Origin of the sequence: Candidatus Leptofilum sp. (assembly GCF_965223525.1) — a bacterium.
GTDB lineage: Bacteria > Chloroflexota > Anaerolineae > Promineifilales > Promineifilaceae > Leptofilum.
The window spans coordinates 2,117,131-2,137,526 of sequence record NZ_CBDCWX010000005.1 but is presented as its reverse complement, the minus strand read 5'-3'; the positions used below and the strand labels follow the sequence as shown (position 1 = coordinate 2,137,526).

Here is a 20,396-nt window from a genome sequence, read left to right as displayed (position 1 = left end):
AGTGTGTCATGAATAAGCTAACTAACCTTAAACTCAATCATCGTCACCAAATATCATTACCGCGTGAAATTTGCCAACAGCTTAGTCTAAATCCAGGCGATGAGCTGTAGCTGTGCAAACAAGGCGACCTCCTCATTTTGCAACCAAATCCGCAAAATACTGTTCATTATATGGCTGGATTACACAAAGATACCTGGAAAAATATTGATCCTCAAAAATACCTTCATAAAGAACGAAACGCATGGATAAAAGCCGATATTTGAGCAAGAAATGGGTGGAGAAACTCCTTCAACCTCTCTAAAATGAGAAAAATCAATCAAGAAAACAAAATCTGCGTTAATCTGTGTAATCTGCGGATTAATTTTTGGAGGATCATCCATGTTTGCTGAACTTTCAGAAGATTACGGCCGTATCGAAGCCGCCATCCACTACCTTGAACAAAATTTCCAAGACCAACCCACGCTGGCCGAGATTGCCGCGCATGTGGGTCTGAGCGACTACCATTTCCAACGCCTGTTTAGCCGCTGGGCAGGCACCAGCCCCAAACGCTTTTTGCAATTCCTCACTATTCAACATGCCAAAATGCTGCTAGCAGCGTCCCAATCCATCTTGGAAACAACGTTTGACACAGGTCTCTCTAGCCCCAGCCGTCTGCACGACTTGTTTGTGACGCATGAAGCCATCACTCCCGGTGAATTCAAGCAAAAAGGAGCTGGTCTCACCATTCAATATGGCTTCCATGACTCTCCCTTTGGCGAATGCTTGATTGCGCTGACTGAGCGAGGCATCTGTGGCCTGCAATTTGTGGCCGATGGTGACCGCGAGGCAACGCTAGCAGAGCTAAAAGCAAGCTGGCCGCAGGCACAGTTTGTAGAAGATGATGCAGCAACACGGCCGTTTATCAATCCTATCTTCAACTTGCGCGAGGCCAGGGAACGGCCGTCTCTCCCCCTCTACCTCAAAGGCACCAACTTCCAAATTCAGGTGTGGCAAGCGTTGCTCAAGATTCCGGTGGGAACGGCCGTTTCCTACGGCACTGTCGCCCAACTGATCGGCAACCCCAAGGCGTCTCGCGCCGTGGGCACGGCAACAGGCAGCAACCCAATTGGCTACCTCATCCCCTGCCACCGTGTTATCAAGCAAGCGGGCGGCCTCGGCCACTACCGCTGGGGCAGCAGCCGCAAGAAGGCGATTTTGGGATGGGAAGCAGCCCGTTTTCAGTAAGCAGTTATAAGTAGGTCGGTATTCAGTAAAGCCCGATAACTGATTACTGACCTACTGTTTACCGATTACTGCCCACAGGGGTATAATTCTCGCCATGAGAATTCTAATCACCGGCGGTGCGGGGCAGTTGGGAACCGCGCTGCAAACGGAACTCACCCAACATGATCTGTTCCCCATTGATTTGCCAGAAGTTGACATAACTGATCGAGAAGCACTGTTTGCCAACGTTTCCGACAGCAGGCCCAACCTCATCATCCACTGCGCTGCCTACACCAATGTGGATGGCTGTGCCAAAGACCCCGCATTGGCGTACAAAGTAAATGGCCTCGGCACGCAAAATGTGGCGCTTGCCTGCCGCGAGTTTGGCGCGACGATGCTGCACATCAGCACGAATGAGGTATTTGCTGGAGACAATCCCGCCGGGTATGAGGAATGGATGCCGCTGAGTGCCGTGAATCCGTACGGCCGTTCCAAAGCCGCCGCCGAAGTCCATGTGAAAAATATCTTGTCGAACTTCTACATTGTGCGACCCGCCTGGCTCTATGCGCCGCACGGCCGTAACTTCATCCATGCCATTTTGGATCGCGCCCGCAGCACCGGGCAACTCCGCGTCGTCACCGACGAGATTGGCAACCCCACCTATGCCAAAGACCACGCCCAGGCTATCGGCAAACTCATCGAGACAGAGATGTACGGCATCTACCATTTTGTGAATTCGGGCAGCTGCTCCCGCTGGGAATTTGCCAACGAGATTTTGCGGCTAGCGGGGCTGACCGATGTGGTAAACACCCCCATTTTAGGCAAGGAATTCAAACGGCCGTCCACACCCCCACCCTTTGGCACCATTCACAACATTGCTGGGAAAGCCATCGGCATTGAGTTACGGCCGTGGCAAGAAGCCCTTGAAGAATATATGCAAGACACGAATCAGCTTGCCAGTTAACATTTTTTTGGAACACAGAGACACACGGAGAAGTCACAGAGTTCCACAGAGAAAACCTCTGTGTAACTCCGTTTAGCTCTGTGTTCCTAATGTTCATATTCAAAACCACACTTCCACTTGAGGAAAACCTATGAACTCAAAGCCCACACCCCCCATCGCCGCCGTTAAACCAAAAGAACTGACCTTACACGGACACAGCCGCATTGATAACTACTTCTGGCTGCGCGAAAAAGAAAATCCCGAAGTAATCGCCTACCTGGAAGCCGAAAACGCCTACACCGAGGCGATGATGGCCCACACCAGACCGCTGCAAGAAGAGCTGTATGAGGAAATGGTCGGCCGCATTCAAGAAACCGACAGCACAGCCCCAGTGAAAAAAGGTGACTTTTACTACTACAGCCGCACCGAGGCGGGCAAGCAGTACCAAATCCACTGCCGCAAACATGGCTCGCTGGACGCACCCGAAGAGATTTTGCTCGATGAAAACGTGCTGGCCGCCGAAAGCAGCTACTTCCGGCTGGGCATTTTTGCCGTCAGCCCCAACCAGCAGCTACTCGCCTACTCCACAGACAGTAGCGGCGGCGAGCGGTACATCCTCGTCGTGAAGGATTTAACCACGGGTGAAATGCTGACGGATGTCGTTCCAGACACCTTTTACTCTGTAGAATGGGCCAACGACAACCAAAACCTCTTCTACAGCAAGCAAGATGATGCCTGGCGTAGCTACAAAATCTTCCGCCACACATTGGGCACCGAAGCCAGCGAGGATGTGGAGGTGTACCACGAGCCGGATGAGCTGTTCAATGCCTATCTGCACAAAACGCGGGACGATGCCTACCTTGTCATCACCTCCGCCAGCATGGAAACCACCGAGCAACATTTTCTGGACGCAAACATCCCAGGCGGCGATTTCGGGCTGCTAGCGCCTCGCAAACGGGGCTGGCGTTACTTCCTCAACCACCATCAGGGTGAATTTTTCATCTTGTCCAATGAGGATGCACCCAACAACAAGCTAATGATTACGGCCGTTGCCAACCCATCCCCCGAACATTGGCAAACATTCATCCCCCACAACCCAGACAAGCTGCTGGAAAATGTGGATGTGTTTGCGGATCATTTGGTAGTTTACGGCCGTTTCAACGGACTCCACACCCTCGACATTCACAACTTCAACAGCGACAGCCACCAAGCCGTCACCTTCCCCGAACCCGTCTACGCCGTCGAGGGGAGCAACAATCCCGAATTTGTGACGGATCGGCTGCGCTTTGTCTACACCTCGCTCACCACCGCCGACACCACCGTGGAGCTAGACATGAACACGCTGGAATGGCACACAATCAAGCAGCTCCCTGTCCTGGGCGGCTACGACCCGGCCAATTACCAATCGGAACGCACTTTTGCCACCGCGCCGGATGGCACCCAAGTGCCGATTTCACTCGTTTATCGCAAGGGGCTAGTGCGCGACGGCAGCAATCCCTGCCTGCTGTACGGCTACGGCTCGTACGGGGCCAGCATGTCCCCCAGCTTCGACCAAAAGCGGCTCAGCCTGATTGATCGCGGCTTTGTCTATGCCATCGCCCACATTCGCGGCGGCAAGGAGATGGGGCGGCACTGGTATGACCAGGGCAAATGGCTGCACAAAAAGAATACATTCACTGATTTTATTGCCTGTGCACGGCACCTGATTAATGAAAAATATACGAATAGGGAGAAGTTGGCTGTGAACGGCCGTTCCGCTGGCGGCCTGCTCATGGGAGCAGTCACGGTGATGGCTCCCGAACTGTTCAAAGTGGTCGTGGCGGGCGTCCCCTTCGTGGATGTCGTCTCTACCATGCTAGACGAATCGATCCCGCTTACCGTGGGCGAATTTGAGGAGTGGGGCAATCCCAAAGAGGAAAAATATTACAACTACATGCTCTCCTACTCCCCCTACGACAACACGACGGCCCAAGCATATCCCCACATCCTCATCACCGCCGGGCTAAACGACCCGCGCGTGCAATATTGGGAACCCGCCAAATGGATCGCCAAGCTCCGCGCCCTTAAAACCGATGACAACCTCCTCCTGCTCAAAACCCACATGGGCGCGGGTCATTTCGCATCAAGCGGCCGTTACGACTACCTACGTGACATCGCCTTTGACTATGCTTTCATCCTCGGTATCATCGGGCAAGTGTAAGACGTTCGGCCATTACTTTGTTCTTAGGACAATACTTTAACTATATAGCCATCAGGCTTCTTACAAATAACCGATTACTGGGCATAGCGTTTGCGACCAAAGATACATTTCAAGGCTGGATATGTATGAAAGTGTTGGTTAGCTTCTACTGAGTCGTGTAAACTTTCAAGTCCTGATCCAATAATTTGTTCGTAAACTTACCAAATTGAGTCCATGTAAATTACGCAATCTTGCGCAGCTTCACATAAAGACTCGTGCCTAGGATAACAACAACTACAACTATCGGGATAAACAAGCTATTTTTGAGGGAAAAACCACTCTCCTTATCTGGTGAGATAGTGGAATCTTCTACGCCACTTTCTAAAGTCGCAGTTTCCAAAGCTGCTGTCTCTTGCACATCGGTAACACTATCTATTTCTTCATCTTCTAAGCGAAAGCGGCTGCCAAACAGCACCCCGATTGTTTCCCCTTCAACCAAGGTTACACTAATATTGGCTGCGGTGGTCATCACTAACCACTCAGGTACAATCTGCTCGATCTGGTAATCACCTGGCTCTAACTTATCAAAGCAGACAGGCTCATCGCCACCGCTGGACACGGCTTGCCCTACCACTTGACTGTTTTTTGTCACGCGGAAGGATACCTGGCCTATAAAGCCCTCACCAACTTCATATTGGCCATTGTCATTGTCATCGGCAAAGGTGTTTAAGCATAAGTTGACACCAGTGGGCGACTCAGAGGTAGTTTCTGAAACAACGGAACCACTTGTCGGCTCGTTAGTAGGTGTTGAACTCCCTGTAGGTTTTGGTGTTTCTTCCACCTCCAACTCTTCATTATTAGCAACTGCCATTTCAGCAACCTCAGTTGGTTCCAGTTCCGGACGGCTATTTGATTCTAGCCAAAGTCCAACGACTAAAACGATAAGAATAAGCCCGCCAACACCGTACAACACCTGTCTTGGTATTGCTCTGATTTTCTCACCTAAGGTTTGTGGTTGGCTAAGTGTATTTTTTAACTGAATTGTTGAGGGTCTGGCCGAATCTACATTCAATATTTGCTCTTCTTGTTTTCCTTGTGCTTTGGATTGAGTTCCTTGCTTCTCGTTTTTTTTGTAGTGGTCTAATTCACTAAGAATGGCAGCTAAACTAGCATCATAATTTCCATCAAACCGAATCCACTGGTACGCCTGCCAAAGTGCAGGTGTAGCCGCAGATTTTACATTCAAGGGCAGCAACCGCATCTCTTCACGGTGTTCCATGCCAATGGCCACGTTCATCTCACTTGTCACCCAGCGAGAAGCAACTGCGTCTGGAGTCAGCAGCAAAACAAACACACCACTCTCAGACAATCCCCGGTTTATCGCCTCCACCCATTTTTCCCCGGGTCGAATGTTGTCAGGTGCCATCCAGGTTTGCCAACCGTTGGCTTGCAAATCGGATGCCAATTTCTGGGCAAATGCGGCATCCTGGTGGGCATGGCTAATAAATATTTGGCGCGGGTTGCGTTCAATTGTTTCTGCGGGTTTGGGTTTCGGGTCAATTTGCTGGGGCTGCTCTGCAAAATGGTCTGGGTAACTTTTGGGGCGTTCTCGCTCTAAAGCCGCCAGCAGTTCATCAAAACGGCCGCGCCGCTGGCTGTTTTCCACTACCATCCGCACCTTTTGGCTTCTGGGCATTCCCGTTGTGAAATCATTGTAAACTTGAGGAAAATAATCAAAGCAAAAATTGGTCAACTCTTCATCGCTAAAGAATTCTTGCAAAAATTTTCGGGCACGGACGTGAATTTGTTCACTCATAGGACTGCGGTTGGTTGGTTTGTTTATCGGACACCATTACAAAAACATCTGCCACCTATTTTATGCCATAACCAAAATTACGGTAGGGGCGAGGCGGTTGGCAACCAACCTGCAAATTTCGACAAAACAACCCATCCAATCGCCTCGCCCAAATGCCACAATACCCAATATGGTTCGCAATGTAAAATGGGCGAGGCAGGTGGTGAGGTTCAGGTGGCGAATTTTGGGAGATCGTGGCCACCTGCCTCGCCCCTACCGGTGTTGTTTGGTGTTGATGTAATTCATTTTGGTGAATAATTGGTCTAGATTGTCGCGTTTTTCAGCGTGGCGGATGGGGTTTTCTTGAATGTATTGGCGAATGGCGTTTAATTCTCGTTCATTGCGGATGATGCGTTCGTAATATCCGCGCTGCCACACCTTGAAATCGGTACCGCCCATCTTCAACATCGCCTTCACCCGCTTGGCAACCAACATTTTATAATTCCCCACAATCGCCCCCACCGAACCGGGCTGCAAGGTGGTGAAATTGCCTTCCCCACCTTCGGGCGTGGTCAACCCGATGATGCCGTGCGTATGATCCCACATCAAAATGGATTCATCCAAAACGACGTGTTTGGCATGTTCCTGTTGGGGAATGTGATCCCAGGCCATCGTGGCAATTTCATGCAATTTTGGATCGGCAAACAGATTTTGGCGGGTATGGGTGCAAATTGTGACAAAATACAGCCCTGCGCTACCGTAATCCCACCCCTTCAGGCGAATCGAATGACGGTGATGTTTTTTCGGATCAAATTGGCGCGACATGACCTAATTTTAACCAACACATGCGGTAGCAATGACCAGGCGGTTTGCGATGTAAATGGGCGAGGCAGGTGGTGAGGTTCAGACGGCGAAATTTGGGGGACCGTGGCCACCTGCCTCGCCCCTACCCGACCTATTTTTGATGGAAACGGCCGTTCCCCATACAATCCGCCCAATGCAAAAAATATCCATCATTATCCCCCACCTTAACGGCAAACACCACCTGGACGACTGCCTCGGTTCGCTGCGGCAGCAAACGTTTACCGATTATGAGGTGCTACTGGTAGACAATGGCTCCAGCGACGGCTCGCAGGCATACGTGCGTGAGCAGTTCCCAGAGGTAACGCTGATTGAGCTGAGGCAAAATCGGGGATTCACCGGCGCGTGCAACGCTGGCTGGGAAGCATCCACGGGCGAAATTGTCATCCTACTGAACAACGACACCGAAGTTGAGAAAAGTTGGCTACGCGAAGTTTGGCAAGCGTTTGAGCAAAATCCGCAGGTGGGCATGGTTGCCAGCAAAATGCTGCTGTTCGACCAGCGGGACACCTTCCACACAGCTGGAGATTTTTACCGCGTAGACGGCATTCCCGGCAACCGGGGCGTTTGGCAAAAAGATGTGGGGCAGTTCAACCAAATCGAGCCCGTTTTTAGCGCCTGTGGCGGTTCTTCGGCGTATCGGCGGGCGATGCTGGAGGAAATTGGCTTCCTCGATGATGATTTCTTCTTTAGCTGCGAGGATGTAGACATGGGCTGGCGGGCGCAGTTGGCGGGCTGGCAGGTGCTTTATGTGCCAACGGCCGTTGTCTACCACAAACTCAAAGCCACAGGTGGATCGGTAACAGGTAGCTATTATGACGGCCGTAATTTCCTCTACCTCATCTGGAAAAATTACCCCTCCACCCTGCTGCGCCGCCATTGGCAAAAGATTTTGCTCGCCCAGCTCACAATCAGCCGCGATGCCCTGCGTGCCTGGCGGGGTGAAGCGGCTCGGGCTCGCCTGCGTGGACAGCTCGCCGGACTGTGGGGCATCTTCAAAATGTGGCCCAAACGCCGCCACATTCAAGCTCTCCGACGGGTAGACGACGATTCCCTAACGGCCGTCCTGACCCCGGTTGACGAGACCCCTGCCGACGGGTAACATTGCTCCCCTGATGACGAAGGAACAGGAAGAGCAAATGAAACCGTATTTATCTGTAATTATCCCAGCCTACAACGAGGAAAAGCGCATCGGCCAGACGCTAACGGCCGTTTACAGCTACCTCAGCCAACAAACCTACAGTTGGGAGCTGCTCATTGTGCTAGACGGCCCCACAGACAACACCTTGCGCATTGTGGCAACCTTCGCCCAGGGCAAAGAGCATATCCGCTGGATAGACCGCAAGCAAAACATGGGCAAAGGATACACGGTGCGTCAGGGGATGCTGGCCGCGCGCGGCGACATTCGCCTCTTCACCGACGCCGACAACTCCACCGACATGCGCCATTTTGACCAGATGAAACCGATTTTTGATAAAGGAGCCAGTGTGGTTATTTGCTCCCGCGATGGCAAAGATGCTGTAGGCGCAATCCAGGCTCGCCCTCAACCATTTTACAAACGGTTTTTGGGCAATGCGGGCAATCTGCTCATTCAAATTTTGGTCGTACCGGGCATCTGGGATACACGCTGTGGCTTCAAGGCATTTTCGGCCACGGCCGCCAACAAGATTTTCTCTGTGGCAAAGATGAACGGTTGGAGCTACGATGATGAAGCGTTGGCTTTGGCGCGTCGCTTTGGCTACGACATTAAAATTATTCCGGCCGATTGGCAAGATGCTGCCGGAACGCACGTGACGAAGCTAGATTACCTCAAAAACGTTTGGGAAGCCGTCCATATTCGCTGGAATCTGCTCACGGGCGTTTACGCGCGGCAAGCAAAACAGCAGGCGGCTGGCAAGCCCCACCCCACCCCAAAATAATCAAACAGGACGCATCGTCCGATGAAAGTGATTTTTATCAACAGATTTCGCAGATTACGCAGATAATAAAATTCGTTAAATCTGCGTAATCTTTGATTTGATCTAATGGCAAATTTGGCACTGGAAACGGCCGTTTCCCAACAACACCAGGTCACCCACATCGCCGGAATAGACGAAGCCGGACGCGGCGCACTGGCTGGCCCAGTGGTGGCAACCGCCGTCATCTTGCCGCTCAACAACCAAATCGAAACCCTCCTTCGCGAAGTAAACGACTCTAAAACGCTCTCCGCTAAAAAGCGAGAAGCCCTCTACCTACGCATTACGCAACACGCAATAACCTTCGGCATCGGCCAGCAGCCCGCCTCGGTCATTGACGAAATTGGCATCCTGCCTGCCAACCGTTTGGCGATGGCAACGGCCGTTGCCCAACTCACCCCCGCGCCCCAATTTTTATTGATAGACGGCCGTATCCGCCTGCCCCACCTCAACATCCCCCAAAAATCAATTGTGCGTGGCGATGGCAAAAGTCTCAGCATTGCCGCCGCCTCTATCCTGGCCAAAGTCACCCGCGATCGGCTGATGGTTGAACTAGACAGCCAGTTTCCCCACTACGGCTTTGCCCAACATAAAGGGTATGGCACCCAGCAACACCGAGACGCCCTCAAAAAGCACGGCCCTTGCCTGCGGCATCGTTACTCCTTTGCTCCCATTCGCAAACCCTTGATTTAATTCCGCATCATTCTGAACTTATCACAAAGAACAAGACGAAATTCATTTTATCTGGTAGATTTGGGCAAATAGGTAAAAGCGGAAAAGCATTTTGAATAACGAGCGTTATGAAACCATTGATTGGCACTGAGTTAAAGCGTTTTTTACGGGATTATCGGCGAGAGAACCAGCCGGATTTTGATATTGTGGGATTGCTGCAAAGCATTGAGTACCCAGCCAACGTTGGCTCTATCTTCCGCGTGGCAGATGGTGCCAACCTGACGGAACTAGTGCTGACGGGCATCACCCCCACGCCACCCCACCCAACAATTGATAAAGTTGGGCGGTTCAAAAGTTTGCGCGTGCCGTGGCGGTATGAAAAAGAGCCGGTTACGGCCGTTCACCAGCTTAAAGAAGAAGGGTACACCGTCGTGGCTGTGGAGCTTTCGGATACGGCCGTTCCCTATCACACCTTCACCTACCCCCAAAAAACCTGCCTGGTGCTGGGGCATGAAGACCACGGCGTCACCAAAGCGACCTTGAATGCCTGCGATGCGGCCGTTTTCTTGCCGATGTATGGCAAGGGGCTCTCACTCAACGTCCACGTCGCGTTCAGCATCGTCCTTTACCACATTTTGCATCATAGGTAATTCATTGGTTTTTGCCCACGTTGGTTGCAAACGGCCGTTGCCAGAAACTGGCTCTCATTTTTTGCCACAGTCGCCAGGCTTGCGGCAGACGAAGCGCTAGCAAAATAAGCAGCAAAACACCGTAAACGATCAGTTCCGGCAACACGTCTGGCTCGCGCACCGAAATCCGTTTACTACCAAAGGTGGCCAGAACGGCGTGCAATCCCACCAAAATGCCAGCTAAATAGACAAGACAATGCAGCCGCTTCCAATTCTGCTTCAGCCGGCGCATCGATCTTTTATTTGAGGTCACGGCCATCGCCAGGAGAACAACAAAAGCGAGGATGCCTAGAAAAATGAATAGCTGGACAGGCCAGACAAATCTGTTCAATTGATATTCAATCAGGTAATAGAGGAAGTGAACGGCCGTAAAGCCAAAAGCCCATAAGCCAGCCGGTTTGCGAAGTCGAATTGCCTCACGCCAGCCAAAATAGCGATTGAGCGGCGTCATTGCCAACGAAAGCAGCAAGAAACGGAAGCCCCATTTGCCACTCGCCAACAGCGGATCAAATGTCTCTGCGCTGAAATCGGTACTGCCTTGCGTTACGACCACAGCCAAAATTCCCGCTGCAACCAAGTTCAACAACAGCCACCATTTTTGTTTTTGTACCCAAACCATTGCGTATCTCCACTTGTCCAACCCAACAATCATTTGTCAGAGATACACCGCCTAATGGTGAAAGGTTTCATTTTTGCTGTACAAGCTGGGCAAAATCGGCCGTGCTGTTGAGGATGAGCTGGGCACCCGCGCGACGCAGCTCCGGCTCTTTGCCGAAGCCACACAGCACCCCCACGCGCCAAGCCCCCGCCCGCCGCGCCGAGTGCATATCTACCGACGTGTCGCCCACCATCACACAAGCCGTCTCAGGCAGATTTAGCCGCCGGGCGGCTTCCTGAATAGGGGATGGATGGGGTTTAAGGCGACGAGTGTCCTGCGAACCGCAAGTCACTTCAAAGCGCGGAGCCAACTCTGGCACCTGTGCCAAGAAGCCTTCAATTTGGTGGCGGCTGCGTGTGGTCACAATGCCCAAGCGGTAATTTTCGGGAATGGCATGCAGCATTTCTAACACGCCAGGGATGATGTGAAAATTGCCCACGATTGGCTCCTTACGCCGCGAATACCGCCAGGTTGTGAACCATTTGAGCGGCTCATCCAGATGCAGTTTGTCTGCCAGGGTGATGAGGGCGTTAGCGGGTGATTCAATTTTCATGATGATCCAGCGGGCAAGTTGGTTGCCACGTTCACCGAGCAACGGCCGTAGCCAACGCGCCACCTTTTTTGTCATTTCATCATCGGTATCAATCAGCGTTCCGTCCATATCGAACAGGATTGCCTGAATTTCGGAGAAGGGAATTTGAGTCATAGGAAGTAATTGGGTAATTAGGTCATTGGGTAACTGAGTAATTACCCAATGACTCAATTACTGCATTTAGAACGGCCAAATTTGAAGGATTAGAATGGCAACGGCCGTAATCGTCAGATTGTCCAGACCCCAAATTGAGATAGCCTCAACCAACGTGGTGGCAACGGTGATGACGAGTGCGGGCAATAGCGCAGCAACTGGCGAAATATCGGGCGAGCCACCCATCATCCACAGCGCCAGCCAAGTGAATATAAAACAGCCCACAAAAAAGCCCAGCGACCCTTCAACAGACCTGGTGCTGGTATGGACGGCGTAAAGGCGACGGCCGTATGCTTTGCCAACCACCGGTGCCATCCCATCCCCCCACGTCAGCGGCATCAGCGCGGCCACCATCAGCGGCGGCGTTTCCCAAAACAAAATAGCCACAATAGCAGCCGCAAACGGAAAGTAAACAGTGCCCAAATTAGAACGGTCGCTGCTGGCCATCGCCGCAAAAAAACCATACCGCCAATCGAGTAAATTGATCACTATGAAGGCGGCACAAGCAACGACAAAAAACCAGGGAGTATCAAACAGAAAGTGCAAGGCCCAGCTCATCATCCCCACGCCAATATGGATCACTTTGCGAGTAAAGCTACTGTCGTAGCCGCGCCAGCGTCGCAGCCCTTCGGCCCCGCCAATAATGGCAAACACATATACAAAACAGATAATTAATCCTAGCCAGTTGTTCATAAATGTAGTAAATGCTTTGTTTCTTCTTTGAGCTTATTTAATAAATCCAATGATGATTCACCACTGATCACCGAAATGTTTTCCAGCGAAATAGCATCCGCCGGAACGGCAAACTGCCGCATTCGAGGCAGAATGACATCGCGGATTTTGAAATGTCTTTGACCAGAAGAAGGCAGAATGACATCGCGGATTTTGAAATGTCTTTGACCAGAAGAAGGCACAATACCTGCAACTATCAATCGTGTCTTTGGCGAAATGGAAATCTTTTTTTGTTTATCACCAATTTTGATGGCAACTCGATTGCAAAATAAAATGGCATAAATATCGCCAAGTAATTTTTTTGGTGAAATGGCTCTTTCTTCAATCTCAATCAGAAGCACAGCTTCATCTTTATTGTTGGCAATTAGCACGTCAATATCGGCCAGACGGTTTTGATTGGTTACTCGCTCCCCATAAAAACCTTTTATTGCCCCCACATTTGCAAAGTCTACATTTTCTCCATGATCAAAAAAGATTAGATAACCTTGCAAAGGCACTCTCTTTTGAATCAATCCAGTTAACCAAGCACCAAATTCACCAGTATATTGACCATGTTTATGCACCATTGTGAAGAAACCTTCAAACAATCAAATGATCGTAAAGCATGTCCAAACTGAGACCGGGCACAACGGTTTCGGCCGTTTGCAATGTCAGGCTAGCAGCAGCAGCTCCTAGGCGAATCGCTTCGATAGCAGGCAGCTCATTCAACATGCCAAACATAATGGCGGCTGTTACCGCATCCCCTGTGCCGGATGAATCAACCATCTCGCTAAAATTGGCGGGAATGTAGCCTGTTTCGTGGGTGGTGGCGTAATCGAGGCCAAAGTTGGCCAGGGTGACCACCACGTTGGCGACGCCCTTACCTACCAGGCAGCGCGCCAAATCCAGGCTGGCTTCCGGGTTGGGGCCGTCAAAGTCTACTTCGCACAGTTCAGCGGCTTCTCCTTCGTTAGGCACGACCAGATGGAGCTTGCTGAGAAACGGCCGTAACTTATAAGCCAGTCGCGCTGAAGAGGGATCAGCACAGAGCGGTTTGTTGTACTTTTCGCACAATCGCACGACGGTTGCCATTGCCTCGGGTGTCAGACTACCGTCCATCATCACCATGTCGGCTTCTTTAAACAAGCTGCGGTGGCGATCCAGAAAACCGGGCGTGATGTGACGCAGAACCCGCACATCGTCCAGGGCGACCGCCAGCGAGCCATTTTCTTCAAGCACGGCGATGTACGCTCCCGTGTTCTCGCCATCAATGATTTGCACCAGTTCGATGTCTACGCCAGAAACGGCCGTTTGGCTCAACAGACGGTGCCCCATCATGTCGTTCCCCACCGCAGACAGCAGACGCACGTCAGCCCCCAGCCGTCCCAGATTTTCGGCCACGTTGCGGGCTGTGCCGCCGCGCGTCACCCGAATTTGGGCTGGATTCGAGGTTTCCGGTGCTAAACCAGCATCTGGCTTGCCGCGCGAATCGAGCAGAATTGCGCCAACAACTAATATTTGTTCTGCCATATCACATATCCGGAGACTTTTGAAGTTTTAAAAACTTCAAAAGTCTGAACGCTAAAATCACGCAGGTATTTGCTCAAAATTCAGTATTGGTCGCCAAAAACCAACCACAACGCCCAAAATTTCGTTGCGATTGATGTCAATGTGGGCCTTCTCAGACGAGAAGGTGACGGTACCTGTCTCTGCATCTCGCCAGAAATCGGTTGGAGAATCATCTGTTGGAAAATTATCTAATGTTGCCAAGTAAATGCGCTGACGCCCTCGCGGCTCTAACGGCCGTACCAGAATTGTACCTTCAATCCGCCTATCCTTCACGACCAAAATTGGCTGCGCCGTACCCCGAACATCCCCGTCTAGCGTCGGGTGCATATCAACCAGCAGCCAGTCGCCAGAGTTGATTTCTGGCATAAAGCCAGAGGCGGGGCGCACCTCAACCACATACCACTCATACCGCTCCGTCGTTTGGCGATGACCAGGTATAGGAAGAATTGGCAGGTTTGGCCCGATATTCACAATGGGTGGCCGTGTCTCCGCTTCAGGGTTCACTTCCCCTTCAGCTTTTGTTTCTGCTTCAGGATCTGGCTGCGTGGGTGCCTCATGGGCTTCTTCGCCCTGCTCTTGCTCAGGATCATCCTGCGGCTTGTCACGGGCAGATTTCTCTGTTTTCGGCCGTTCATCCATCAGCTTACGCAGGGCGGCTTGCAGCTCCGCCACGTACGCGGTCACTTTCTCTTCAAATCGGGCATCCCTGGGCATTGATTTGGCAAAGCGGGCTCGTGCCAGCCACGTTTCTACCCGCCCCACGCTCACCAACGCCGCTTCGTAATGGTCAGACAGCATTAAAGCCACCGCCCGTGCCAGATGCGTCAAGCTCACACCTGCGGGCTGGCTCACAAACGACCATTGCTGCCGAGCCAGCTCAAACTGCTGCACCGCGCCATGAAATGCCGCCTCGTGCAAATAAATGAGGCCGATGTGGTATTCACACAAGCCAATCTGAACGTGGTCACCAATGGCGCGGTTGATGCGCTGGTAGCGGTCAATATCCTCGGTGGCCAATGCACCTAGCCGTGTAAAAGGATACCGATTGCGGTAGTCGCGCACGGTGAACACATCGGGGCTGGGATCGGGGTGAAGCCATTCCAGCAGTTCCGTGAGGCGGTTGACGGCCGTACGGATCTGCGGGTTGTTGTCATAGCCTTGCTGGGGCTTCTCTGCGTTCATACAATTGGCTTCCCAGGCAGGCGAGGATTGTAATTGCCGTCGCTAAGCTGGCGGCGCATATTGTCTAACTGGGCCATCAGCGCATTGGGCAACGGGGTCAATGGCTCAGAGCGGCGGGCCATTTTCTCCAACGCCTCAACCAAACGTAAGGCAACCACTTCTTCCATGTGTGCGGTAGCACCTTCTCGTTTGGCCCGCTGAATTCCTTCCTGAATGGCCTGAATCATCATGATTTCTGCTTCTGCTTTGGCCACTTCCATCTTTTCTTCGGCCGTGGCGCGGCCTTCTATCACGTCGAGCAGCATTTGAGATTCCCAATGGGATTTCCAATAATCAATGTATTGGTCAGTCACACCGGGGGGCAAATCAATGCGATGGATACCCACAGCTTGCAAATCAATCCCCATGCCATCCAACTTGAGCCGTAGCTGGCGCAGCAGCTCATTTCGCAAAGTGCGGTACGGTTCTTCGCCGGGCGTGGCTGGGGTCATGATTTCATCCAGCCGGAACCCGGCCAAAATGGCGGTAAGGGTGCCTTTGGCCATGTTGATGGGGGTGTCTTCCCAAGTGCCAACGGTGCCTTTATCGTCCAGAACAGTTTGCACGTAGGCGGCGGTGCGAACGGCCGTTTCGTCATAAGGCCAGGGGTTTTCGCGGGTAGCAGGCTCACTGCCTGCTTTAATACGGTAAATAATGCTCAGGCCGACGCGCAGTTCCAGCCCATCGCGGGAGTAAGCGGCAAACTCGTCCAGAATGCGCTGCTGTGGCTGCAAATCGAGCACGGCGTGGATATATTCATACCGCTCCAGCTTGTGTTTACCTGCAGCCAAGATTTGGTGGAAACGGCCGTTTAACTCCGTCACCATCACATGCCCAGTGGGCACCTTCACCTGCCCCGGCCCACCCACGCGCAGCAGCACAGAGTCGTTTCGCTCATCAACCAGGGTAGTTGGCGTAATTTCTGGGGGGTTGACCGTTCCAATCCCAGTTGTAAGCAAGCGGCTCAAAAAGCGGCTGGCACCTGCGCGATCCGGCAAATCGTACAATATTTTTACCAGAACGACGGCTGCATCATACGCAAAATAAGCACCCACGGCTACAGGGATAATGTGGCGTAGCACTTTCCAATGAAAGAAACTAAGTAGTTGAGGCACAAATGGTATCGTTGTCAAAACGCCCAATTGCTGTGCATTGAGCCACTCAATGACCTTAACAACATCCACTCGCTCAATGTACAAAGCGTACCCCCAAAGCATCAGCAGCATAAACCCCAAGAAGTACGGATACCAACTATTTACCAGGGGGCGACGATTCAGACGTTGCGCGCTCATTCACCCCCCTCCAACTTATCAAACTCGCCGCTGCTCAGGCTTGGTGGATCCACCTTCACCCGCCGCACCTTTGGTGGCGACACCCATGACTGCATCTGCCGCGACGCATCCCCCACCAGCCCCGCGATGATCTGCTGCGGTACCAACGCCTGCACAGACCCTGCCGACACCGCATCTTCCAACGCCTCGATCATCCGCAGCACAATAATCTGCGATAAATCCGCATCTTCTTCCTGGCGCATCGTCTCGATGCTGTGGGTAATATTTTCAATAATCTCGATTTGCGCCCGCGCCTGCGCCTGCCGCATCCGCCGCAACGCCTCCGCATTTCCGGTCGCATTTTCAGCCTGGATTTTACGCAGCCATTCCGCCTGCCAGGTTAAAAAGTGCTGATCGCGCACCCCTTTTGGCAGCGTTAGCCCGCCTACGCCAACAGCAAGAACCTCAATTCCTCTAGAAAAAAAAGTGCGCTGTAAATAGCGGGTAATCGTTTGCTTAATCGCTTCCAGCGGAGCCACACCATCCACTGCGTTGGTCAGCTCATCTAGGCTATATTTGGGAATTTCATTGGCCAAAATTGCTGCTGCCGGTGGGGTAAGCTGTGCCGTCCAGGGTCGCCGCTGACCCTGTTCATCCACCGTTTCATCATAGCTCACATGGAAAATCGCCTCACGATCGAAGGGGTAAAGCAAATCGTCATCATCCCCCCCATCTGCACGCCGCACCTGGAACATCACCCAGACGCTTGTTTCGATGGGAATGCCGTCCCGCGTTTTGGCTTTGACTGGCTGGCTGCGTCGCTGCGGCCGTAAATCAATCACCCGCCAAATTTGCTCCCCCTTGTACAACACCACAAACCCTGGCCCGGCCGGACGCACATAGCTACTCCCTTTGGTAATGGCCAACACCTGGTAGCCACGAATAAAGCCCGCATTCAGGCTCTTCAGGCTGGATGGCAATTTGTCCACTTCGCTGCGAGCTTTCGACTTTTTCTTCTTGCTTTTGTCAACCCTATCAAAATCCAGCCGATCCTCGCCCACTTTTACATAGGCTTGCAGCAGCAATAAAAAGCCAGCAATCCAGCCTTCCTCGCCACGCAGCGGGGAAACAAATTGGGCATAATAAATGAGGAGCAGCACAAAGGTGAGGCCGATAAAAAGCAGCCAGCTAAAGGCACCAAACCAAGAATGTCGCGTCCCTTGAGTATCACGCAAGAAGGCGGCAATGGGTAACAGCACCAGCAGAGCCAGCAACAGTCCAATTATCCCCCATTCTTTGCGTTCGTTTGGTTTGGGTGCCATTGTGAGGCAACTATACCATAGGGCCAATTCAAGCGGCAACAAACTTTATGGTAACTTTTGCACTTGGTAAACAGAGATGCGATTTCTGCACGTCCAAAACCCAAATGTAGGGGATCGAGAAATCGCATCTCTAATCCAATTACAGCATTATGTGAACTTTGACGCGCTTGTAAAGGTAGGTATAATTTGCATTCGTCAGGGCGGTTAGCTCAGCTGGTTAGAGCGCTACGTTGACATCGTAGAGGTCGTTGGTTCGAGTCCAATACCGCCCACACAGAGGTCGCCGCTGGCGACCTTTTTTGTTAAGTGAGCAAGGGTTTGGGGGGAAACGGCCGTTTCTGCTATCATATTCCTCGTATTCCTCAACTTGTACACCAACTGAATTCTTAGGAGAAGCCCATGCCCGTTACCCAGCCTTCCCCCATTCAGCACACCATTCATTTGCTACCCCAGGCCACCAGTCTGGCCGAACTGGACAAAGCCGTCACCCTGCTCCACCCTAACCGCTCCGCCTTTACCTACAGTGCCGATGCCGCGCAAGCCGTGGCACATGCAGGTAATAACAACAGCGTCGTCGTGGCCTGGGCTGGGGAACGGTGGGGAGCAGATGGTGCCATTTTTAACTGGCTACACCGGCGGGGCATTGGCACCCAGGCACGTAAATTCGACGGCAGTAGCGTGGCGGGGCATGTGAGCCAGCCCGGAGCGCGCACCCTGCCGCTCCGCATCCAGCACACCATTCACCTGCTGCCCCAGGACACCACCCTGCCAGAGCTCAAGCAGGTAACAAAAACGCTGCATCCCACTCGCTCTGCCTTTACCTACAGTGCAGACGTAGTCCACGCCCTCATGTTTGCTGGGGACGACAGCAGCAAAGTGGTGGTTTGGTCTGGCAAGCGGTGGAGCGGCGACATTTTTGCCTGGCTGCGCCAGCGGGGCATCAAATTTGAGTCGCAGCGGTTTTCCGGGCCAGAAACTGTCAGTGGCGGCAGCTTTATCTTCACTCATTGGCCGACGGAGCATACCAGCATCACCCAAAAGTTTTTGAAGAATCCGCAAAATTACGCCCCCCCGCTTGTGGGGCATGAGGGAATTGATATTGTGGCACCCTTTGAGTCCAAAGTTTTTGCTGTGGCGAATGGGACGGTGTACAAGGTGCGGGATGCCAATAAAGATAGTGAACATCCATATGGAACGGCCGTTTACCTGCGGCATTCAGACGGCTATCGCACGGCGTATGCTCATTTAAAAGAAGCGAAAGTAAAGGTGGGCGATTTTGTACAGGGTGGGCAGCTCATCGGCATTGCCGACAGCACCGGCAACGTGATTCCCAAGCCAACGCCCACACAGCCTCATCTGGGCAGCCACCTACACTTGAGCCTCTACCTGGATGGGGCAACGCAGCGCAAAGAAACGCCGCAGCCATTCGACCTGATTGACCCGGAACCCTACCTAATTCATTTGCAGGCTGGTTGGCCTGCACCAACTGGAGAGTTGGTGTCTGGCTGGGCATTTGCCAGCAGCATTGAAAAGAAGGGGATGGTGGCTCGCGTCCATAGCACCTTTATCAACCTACGTGCTGAGCCAGGTTCTTTCAAGGCAAAGCTGGGGCGCGTTAATCATGGAACCGTTATGCGGCTGCTGGGAGGTAGAAACCAGGATTATTACCCGGTAGCTGTGCCGAAAGATGCGATTCGCCGGGTGGATACGGCCGTTACTTTCGGCATGCACAACCTGGATGGAGCGGATTGGATGAAGCGCAACGGGATGCAAGGCTGGGCGCTACATGCCATTGGGCTGGGCACCAACGCCGCCCCGCAAGATATGACCCAATACGAGCGGGCAGGCATCAAAATGCTCATCCGGCTCAACTACGGCTTTCACCCGCAAGGCAACCAGCCGGCCTCCAATTCCCCCGACCACCAACGCTACCTGGACGCCTGCGTAGAAACCATGCGCCGCAGCAAGGGGGTCTGGGGCTTCATTTTTGGCAATGAGACCAATAATCCCCAAGAGTTCCCCGGCGGCGTCCACGGCGAGAAAATCAAACCAGAACAGTACGCGCTAGCCTATAACGACGTTTGGCGGCGCAAGCCAGCCGGGGTGCGGCTGGGCGTGCAGGCCATTGACCCCTACTTTGGCCCCGGCAGCGACAGTCGTGACTATTGGCAGCGGGTTCTCAACAACCTGACAGGCACCGACTTCATTACCGTGCACCCCAAAACGCAGGATAGCAATCCCAACAACGTAGACAGCGACGCTAAATTCACCAACGATCCGCTGCGCTGGCAATTTTTGCATCTGAAATCGTACCAGCCGCTGCTGGCCGTCGTGCCAGAGCGGTTCTGGACGCTGCCCGTCATCGCCACTGAGGTCAACCCGCAGCGGCACAACGACAACCGCACGCTGGGCTGGCAGGAAAACCAGGGGGCTAAGTGGGTGCGCCGCGCCGCCGCCCACTTCATAGCGTACAATGAAAACGCGCTCATCCCCATCAACGGCGTCATCTTCTACCGCTTCACGGCTGACGATTGGGAACTGCACAACAAGCCATCCATTCTAAACGCAATTAAAAAGCTGTAATAAGAGATTGGGATCTGGA

At 52.6% G+C, this 20,396-nt stretch carries 18 protein-coding genes and 1 tRNA gene; 9 read left to right on the top strand and 10 right to left on the bottom strand.

The genetic code is table 11. The features are described from left to right. The first annotated feature begins 378 nt into the window (after positions 1-378). The 3 genes from ACOQPM_RS14875 (at position 379) to ACOQPM_RS14865 (ending at position 4,346) form a co-directional block, all read left to right on the top strand. A complete protein-coding gene (locus tag ACOQPM_RS14875; RefSeq protein WP_420630050.1) occupies positions 379-1,224 on the top strand; it encodes a bifunctional transcriptional activator/DNA repair enzyme AdaA in 846 nt (281 codons plus the stop codon). 94 nt (positions 1,225-1,318) lie between these two features. Continuing rightward, a complete protein-coding gene (gene rfbD / locus ACOQPM_RS14870; protein ID WP_420630049.1) occupies positions 1,319-2,167 on the top strand; it encodes a dTDP-4-dehydrorhamnose reductase in 849 nt (282 codons plus the stop codon). A gap of 130 nt (positions 2,168-2,297) precedes the next feature. Then, the gene (locus ACOQPM_RS14865; RefSeq protein WP_420630048.1) at positions 2,298-4,346 is read left to right on the top strand and encodes a S9 family peptidase; all 2,049 of its coding nucleotides are present in this window, start codon (positions 2,298-2,300) and stop codon (positions 4,344-4,346) included. A 220-nt stretch (positions 4,347-4,566) separates the two neighbouring features. Here the strand turns inward: ACOQPM_RS14865 and ACOQPM_RS14860 are convergent, their stop codons facing one another. Together ACOQPM_RS14860 and ACOQPM_RS14855 are read right to left on the bottom strand one after the other, a co-directional pair. Continuing rightward, positions 4,567-6,141, bottom strand: coding sequence for a TIR domain-containing protein (locus ACOQPM_RS14860; RefSeq protein WP_420630047.1), 1,575 nt, complete (start codon positions 6,139-6,141; stop codon positions 4,567-4,569). A gap of 252 nt (positions 6,142-6,393) precedes the next feature. Further along, complete coding sequence (locus ACOQPM_RS14855; protein ID WP_420630046.1) at positions 6,394-6,945, bottom strand: transposase; 552 nt, start codon at positions 6,943-6,945, stop codon at positions 6,394-6,396. A 55-nt stretch (positions 6,946-7,000) separates the two neighbouring features. On the opposite strand from ACOQPM_RS14855, the gene ACOQPM_RS14850 reads away from it, so the two are divergent. The 4 genes from ACOQPM_RS14850 to ACOQPM_RS14835 all read left to right on the top strand — a co-directional run bounded on the left by ACOQPM_RS14850 (position 7,001) and on the right by ACOQPM_RS14835 (position 10,258). Further along, positions 7,001-8,083 carry a glycosyltransferase family 2 protein gene (locus ACOQPM_RS14850; protein WP_420630045.1) on the top strand — a complete coding sequence of 361 codons (1,083 nt, stop codon included), beginning with the start codon at positions 7,001-7,003 and terminating at the stop codon, positions 8,081-8,083. A gap of 37 nt (positions 8,084-8,120) precedes the next feature. Beyond that, on the top strand, positions 8,121-8,900 hold the full coding sequence (locus ACOQPM_RS14845; RefSeq protein WP_420630044.1) for a dolichyl-phosphate beta-glucosyltransferase: 780 nt from the start codon (positions 8,121-8,123) through the stop codon (positions 8,898-8,900). A 105-nt stretch (positions 8,901-9,005) separates the two neighbouring features. Continuing rightward, entirely contained in the window at positions 9,006-9,629 is a 624-nt protein-coding gene (locus ACOQPM_RS14840; RefSeq protein WP_420630043.1) for a ribonuclease HII, read from the top strand. Between the two features lie 107 nt (positions 9,630-9,736). Then, positions 9,737-10,258 carry a TrmH family RNA methyltransferase gene (locus ACOQPM_RS14835; RefSeq protein ID WP_420630042.1) on the top strand — a complete coding sequence of 174 codons (522 nt, stop codon included), beginning with the start codon at positions 9,737-9,739 and terminating at the stop codon, positions 10,256-10,258. A 1-nt stretch (position 10,259) separates the two neighbouring features. Here the strand turns inward: ACOQPM_RS14835 and ACOQPM_RS14830 are convergent, their stop codons facing one another. From ACOQPM_RS14830 to ACOQPM_RS14795, 8 genes are all read right to left on the bottom strand, one after another. Next, positions 10,260-10,916 carry a sulfite oxidase heme-binding subunit YedZ gene (locus ACOQPM_RS14830; RefSeq protein ID WP_420630041.1) on the bottom strand — a complete coding sequence of 219 codons (657 nt, stop codon included), beginning with the start codon at positions 10,914-10,916 and terminating at the stop codon, positions 10,260-10,262. A gap of 67 nt (positions 10,917-10,983) precedes the next feature. Then, complete coding sequence (locus tag ACOQPM_RS14825) at positions 10,984-11,661, bottom strand: HAD family hydrolase (RefSeq protein ID WP_420630040.1); 678 nt, start codon at positions 11,659-11,661, stop codon at positions 10,984-10,986. Positions 11,662-11,727: 66 nt separating this feature from the next. Then, positions 11,728-12,393, bottom strand: a complete 666-nt coding sequence (locus ACOQPM_RS14820; protein ID WP_420630039.1) for a diacylglycerol/polyprenol kinase family protein — start codon at positions 12,391-12,393, stop codon at positions 11,728-11,730. Beyond that, on the bottom strand, positions 12,390-13,019 hold the full coding sequence (locus ACOQPM_RS14815; RefSeq protein WP_420630038.1) for a hypothetical protein: 630 nt from the start codon (positions 13,017-13,019) through the stop codon (positions 12,390-12,392). The genes ACOQPM_RS14820 and ACOQPM_RS14815 overlap by 4 nt, the downstream gene beginning before the upstream one ends. Beyond that, on the bottom strand, positions 13,012-13,941 hold the full coding sequence (locus ACOQPM_RS14810) for a carbohydrate kinase family protein (RefSeq protein ID WP_420630037.1): 930 nt from the start codon (positions 13,939-13,941) through the stop codon (positions 13,012-13,014). Before ACOQPM_RS14810 ends, ACOQPM_RS14815 begins: the two co-directional genes overlap by 8 nt. A gap of 57 nt (positions 13,942-13,998) precedes the next feature. After that, positions 13,999-15,162 (bottom strand): hypothetical protein, encoded by a 1,164-nt coding sequence (locus tag ACOQPM_RS14805; RefSeq protein WP_420630036.1) that lies wholly within the window; start codon positions 15,160-15,162, stop codon positions 13,999-14,001. After that, positions 15,159-16,493 (bottom strand): SPFH domain-containing protein, encoded by a 1,335-nt coding sequence (locus tag ACOQPM_RS14800; protein WP_420630035.1) that lies wholly within the window; start codon positions 16,491-16,493, stop codon positions 15,159-15,161. The genes ACOQPM_RS14805 and ACOQPM_RS14800 overlap by 4 nt, the downstream gene beginning before the upstream one ends. Further along, positions 16,490-17,794 carry an SPFH domain-containing protein gene (locus ACOQPM_RS14795; protein ID WP_420630034.1) on the bottom strand — a complete coding sequence of 435 codons (1,305 nt, stop codon included), beginning with the start codon at positions 17,792-17,794 and terminating at the stop codon, positions 16,490-16,492. Before ACOQPM_RS14795 ends, ACOQPM_RS14800 begins: the two co-directional genes overlap by 4 nt. A gap of 198 nt (positions 17,795-17,992) precedes the next feature. On the opposite strand from ACOQPM_RS14795, the gene ACOQPM_RS14790 reads away from it, so the two are divergent. Together ACOQPM_RS14790 and ACOQPM_RS14785 are read left to right on the top strand one after the other, a co-directional pair. Further along, a tRNA-Val gene (locus ACOQPM_RS14790) sits at positions 17,993-18,066 on the top strand. 127 nt (positions 18,067-18,193) lie between these two features. Then, on the top strand, positions 18,194-20,377 hold the full coding sequence (locus tag ACOQPM_RS14785; RefSeq protein WP_420630033.1) for a M23 family metallopeptidase: 2,184 nt from the start codon (positions 18,194-18,196) through the stop codon (positions 20,375-20,377). Positions 20,378-20,396 lie beyond the last annotated feature (19 nt).

Coding starts and splice junctions, on each gene's coding strand:
- ACOQPM_RS14810 (WP_420630037.1), bottom strand. CDS start 13,941: ATGGCAGAACAAATATTAGTTGTTGGCGCAATTCTGCTCGATTCGCGC.
- ACOQPM_RS14860 (WP_420630047.1), bottom strand. CDS start 6,141: ATGAGTGAACAAATTCACGTCCGTGCCCGAAAATTTTTGCAAGAATTC.
- ACOQPM_RS14785 (WP_420630033.1), top strand. CDS start 18,194: ATGCCCGTTACCCAGCCTTCCCCCATTCAGCACACCATTCATTTGCTA.
- ACOQPM_RS14875 (WP_420630050.1), top strand. CDS start 379: ATGTTTGCTGAACTTTCAGAAGATTACGGCCGTATCGAAGCCGCCATC.
- ACOQPM_RS14845 (WP_420630044.1), top strand. CDS start 8,121: ATGAAACCGTATTTATCTGTAATTATCCCAGCCTACAACGAGGAAAAG.
- rfbD (WP_420630049.1), top strand. CDS start 1,319: ATGAGAATTCTAATCACCGGCGGTGCGGGGCAGTTGGGAACCGCGCTG.
- ACOQPM_RS14820 (WP_420630039.1), bottom strand. CDS start 12,393: ATGAACAACTGGCTAGGATTAATTATCTGTTTTGTATATGTGTTTGCC.
- ACOQPM_RS14830 (WP_420630041.1), bottom strand. CDS start 10,916: ATGGTTTGGGTACAAAAACAAAAATGGTGGCTGTTGTTGAACTTGGTT.
- ACOQPM_RS14800 (WP_420630035.1), bottom strand. CDS start 16,493: ATGAGCGCGCAACGTCTGAATCGTCGCCCCCTGGTAAATAGTTGGTAT.
- ACOQPM_RS14795 (WP_420630034.1), bottom strand. CDS start 17,794: ATGGCACCCAAACCAAACGAACGCAAAGAATGGGGGATAATTGGACTG.
- ACOQPM_RS14865 (WP_420630048.1), top strand. CDS start 2,298: ATGAACTCAAAGCCCACACCCCCCATCGCCGCCGTTAAACCAAAAGAA.
- ACOQPM_RS14840 (WP_420630043.1), top strand. CDS start 9,006: ATGGCAAATTTGGCACTGGAAACGGCCGTTTCCCAACAACACCAGGTC.
- ACOQPM_RS14825 (WP_420630040.1), bottom strand. CDS start 11,661: ATGACTCAAATTCCCTTCTCCGAAATTCAGGCAATCCTGTTCGATATG.
- ACOQPM_RS14850 (WP_420630045.1), top strand. CDS start 7,001: ATGGGCGAGGCAGGTGGTGAGGTTCAGACGGCGAAATTTGGGGGACCG.
- ACOQPM_RS14805 (WP_420630036.1), bottom strand. CDS start 15,162: ATGAACGCAGAGAAGCCCCAGCAAGGCTATGACAACAACCCGCAGATC.
- ACOQPM_RS14855 (WP_420630046.1), bottom strand. CDS start 6,945: ATGTCGCGCCAATTTGATCCGAAAAAACATCACCGTCATTCGATTCGC.
- ACOQPM_RS14835 (WP_420630042.1), top strand. CDS start 9,737: ATGAAACCATTGATTGGCACTGAGTTAAAGCGTTTTTTACGGGATTAT.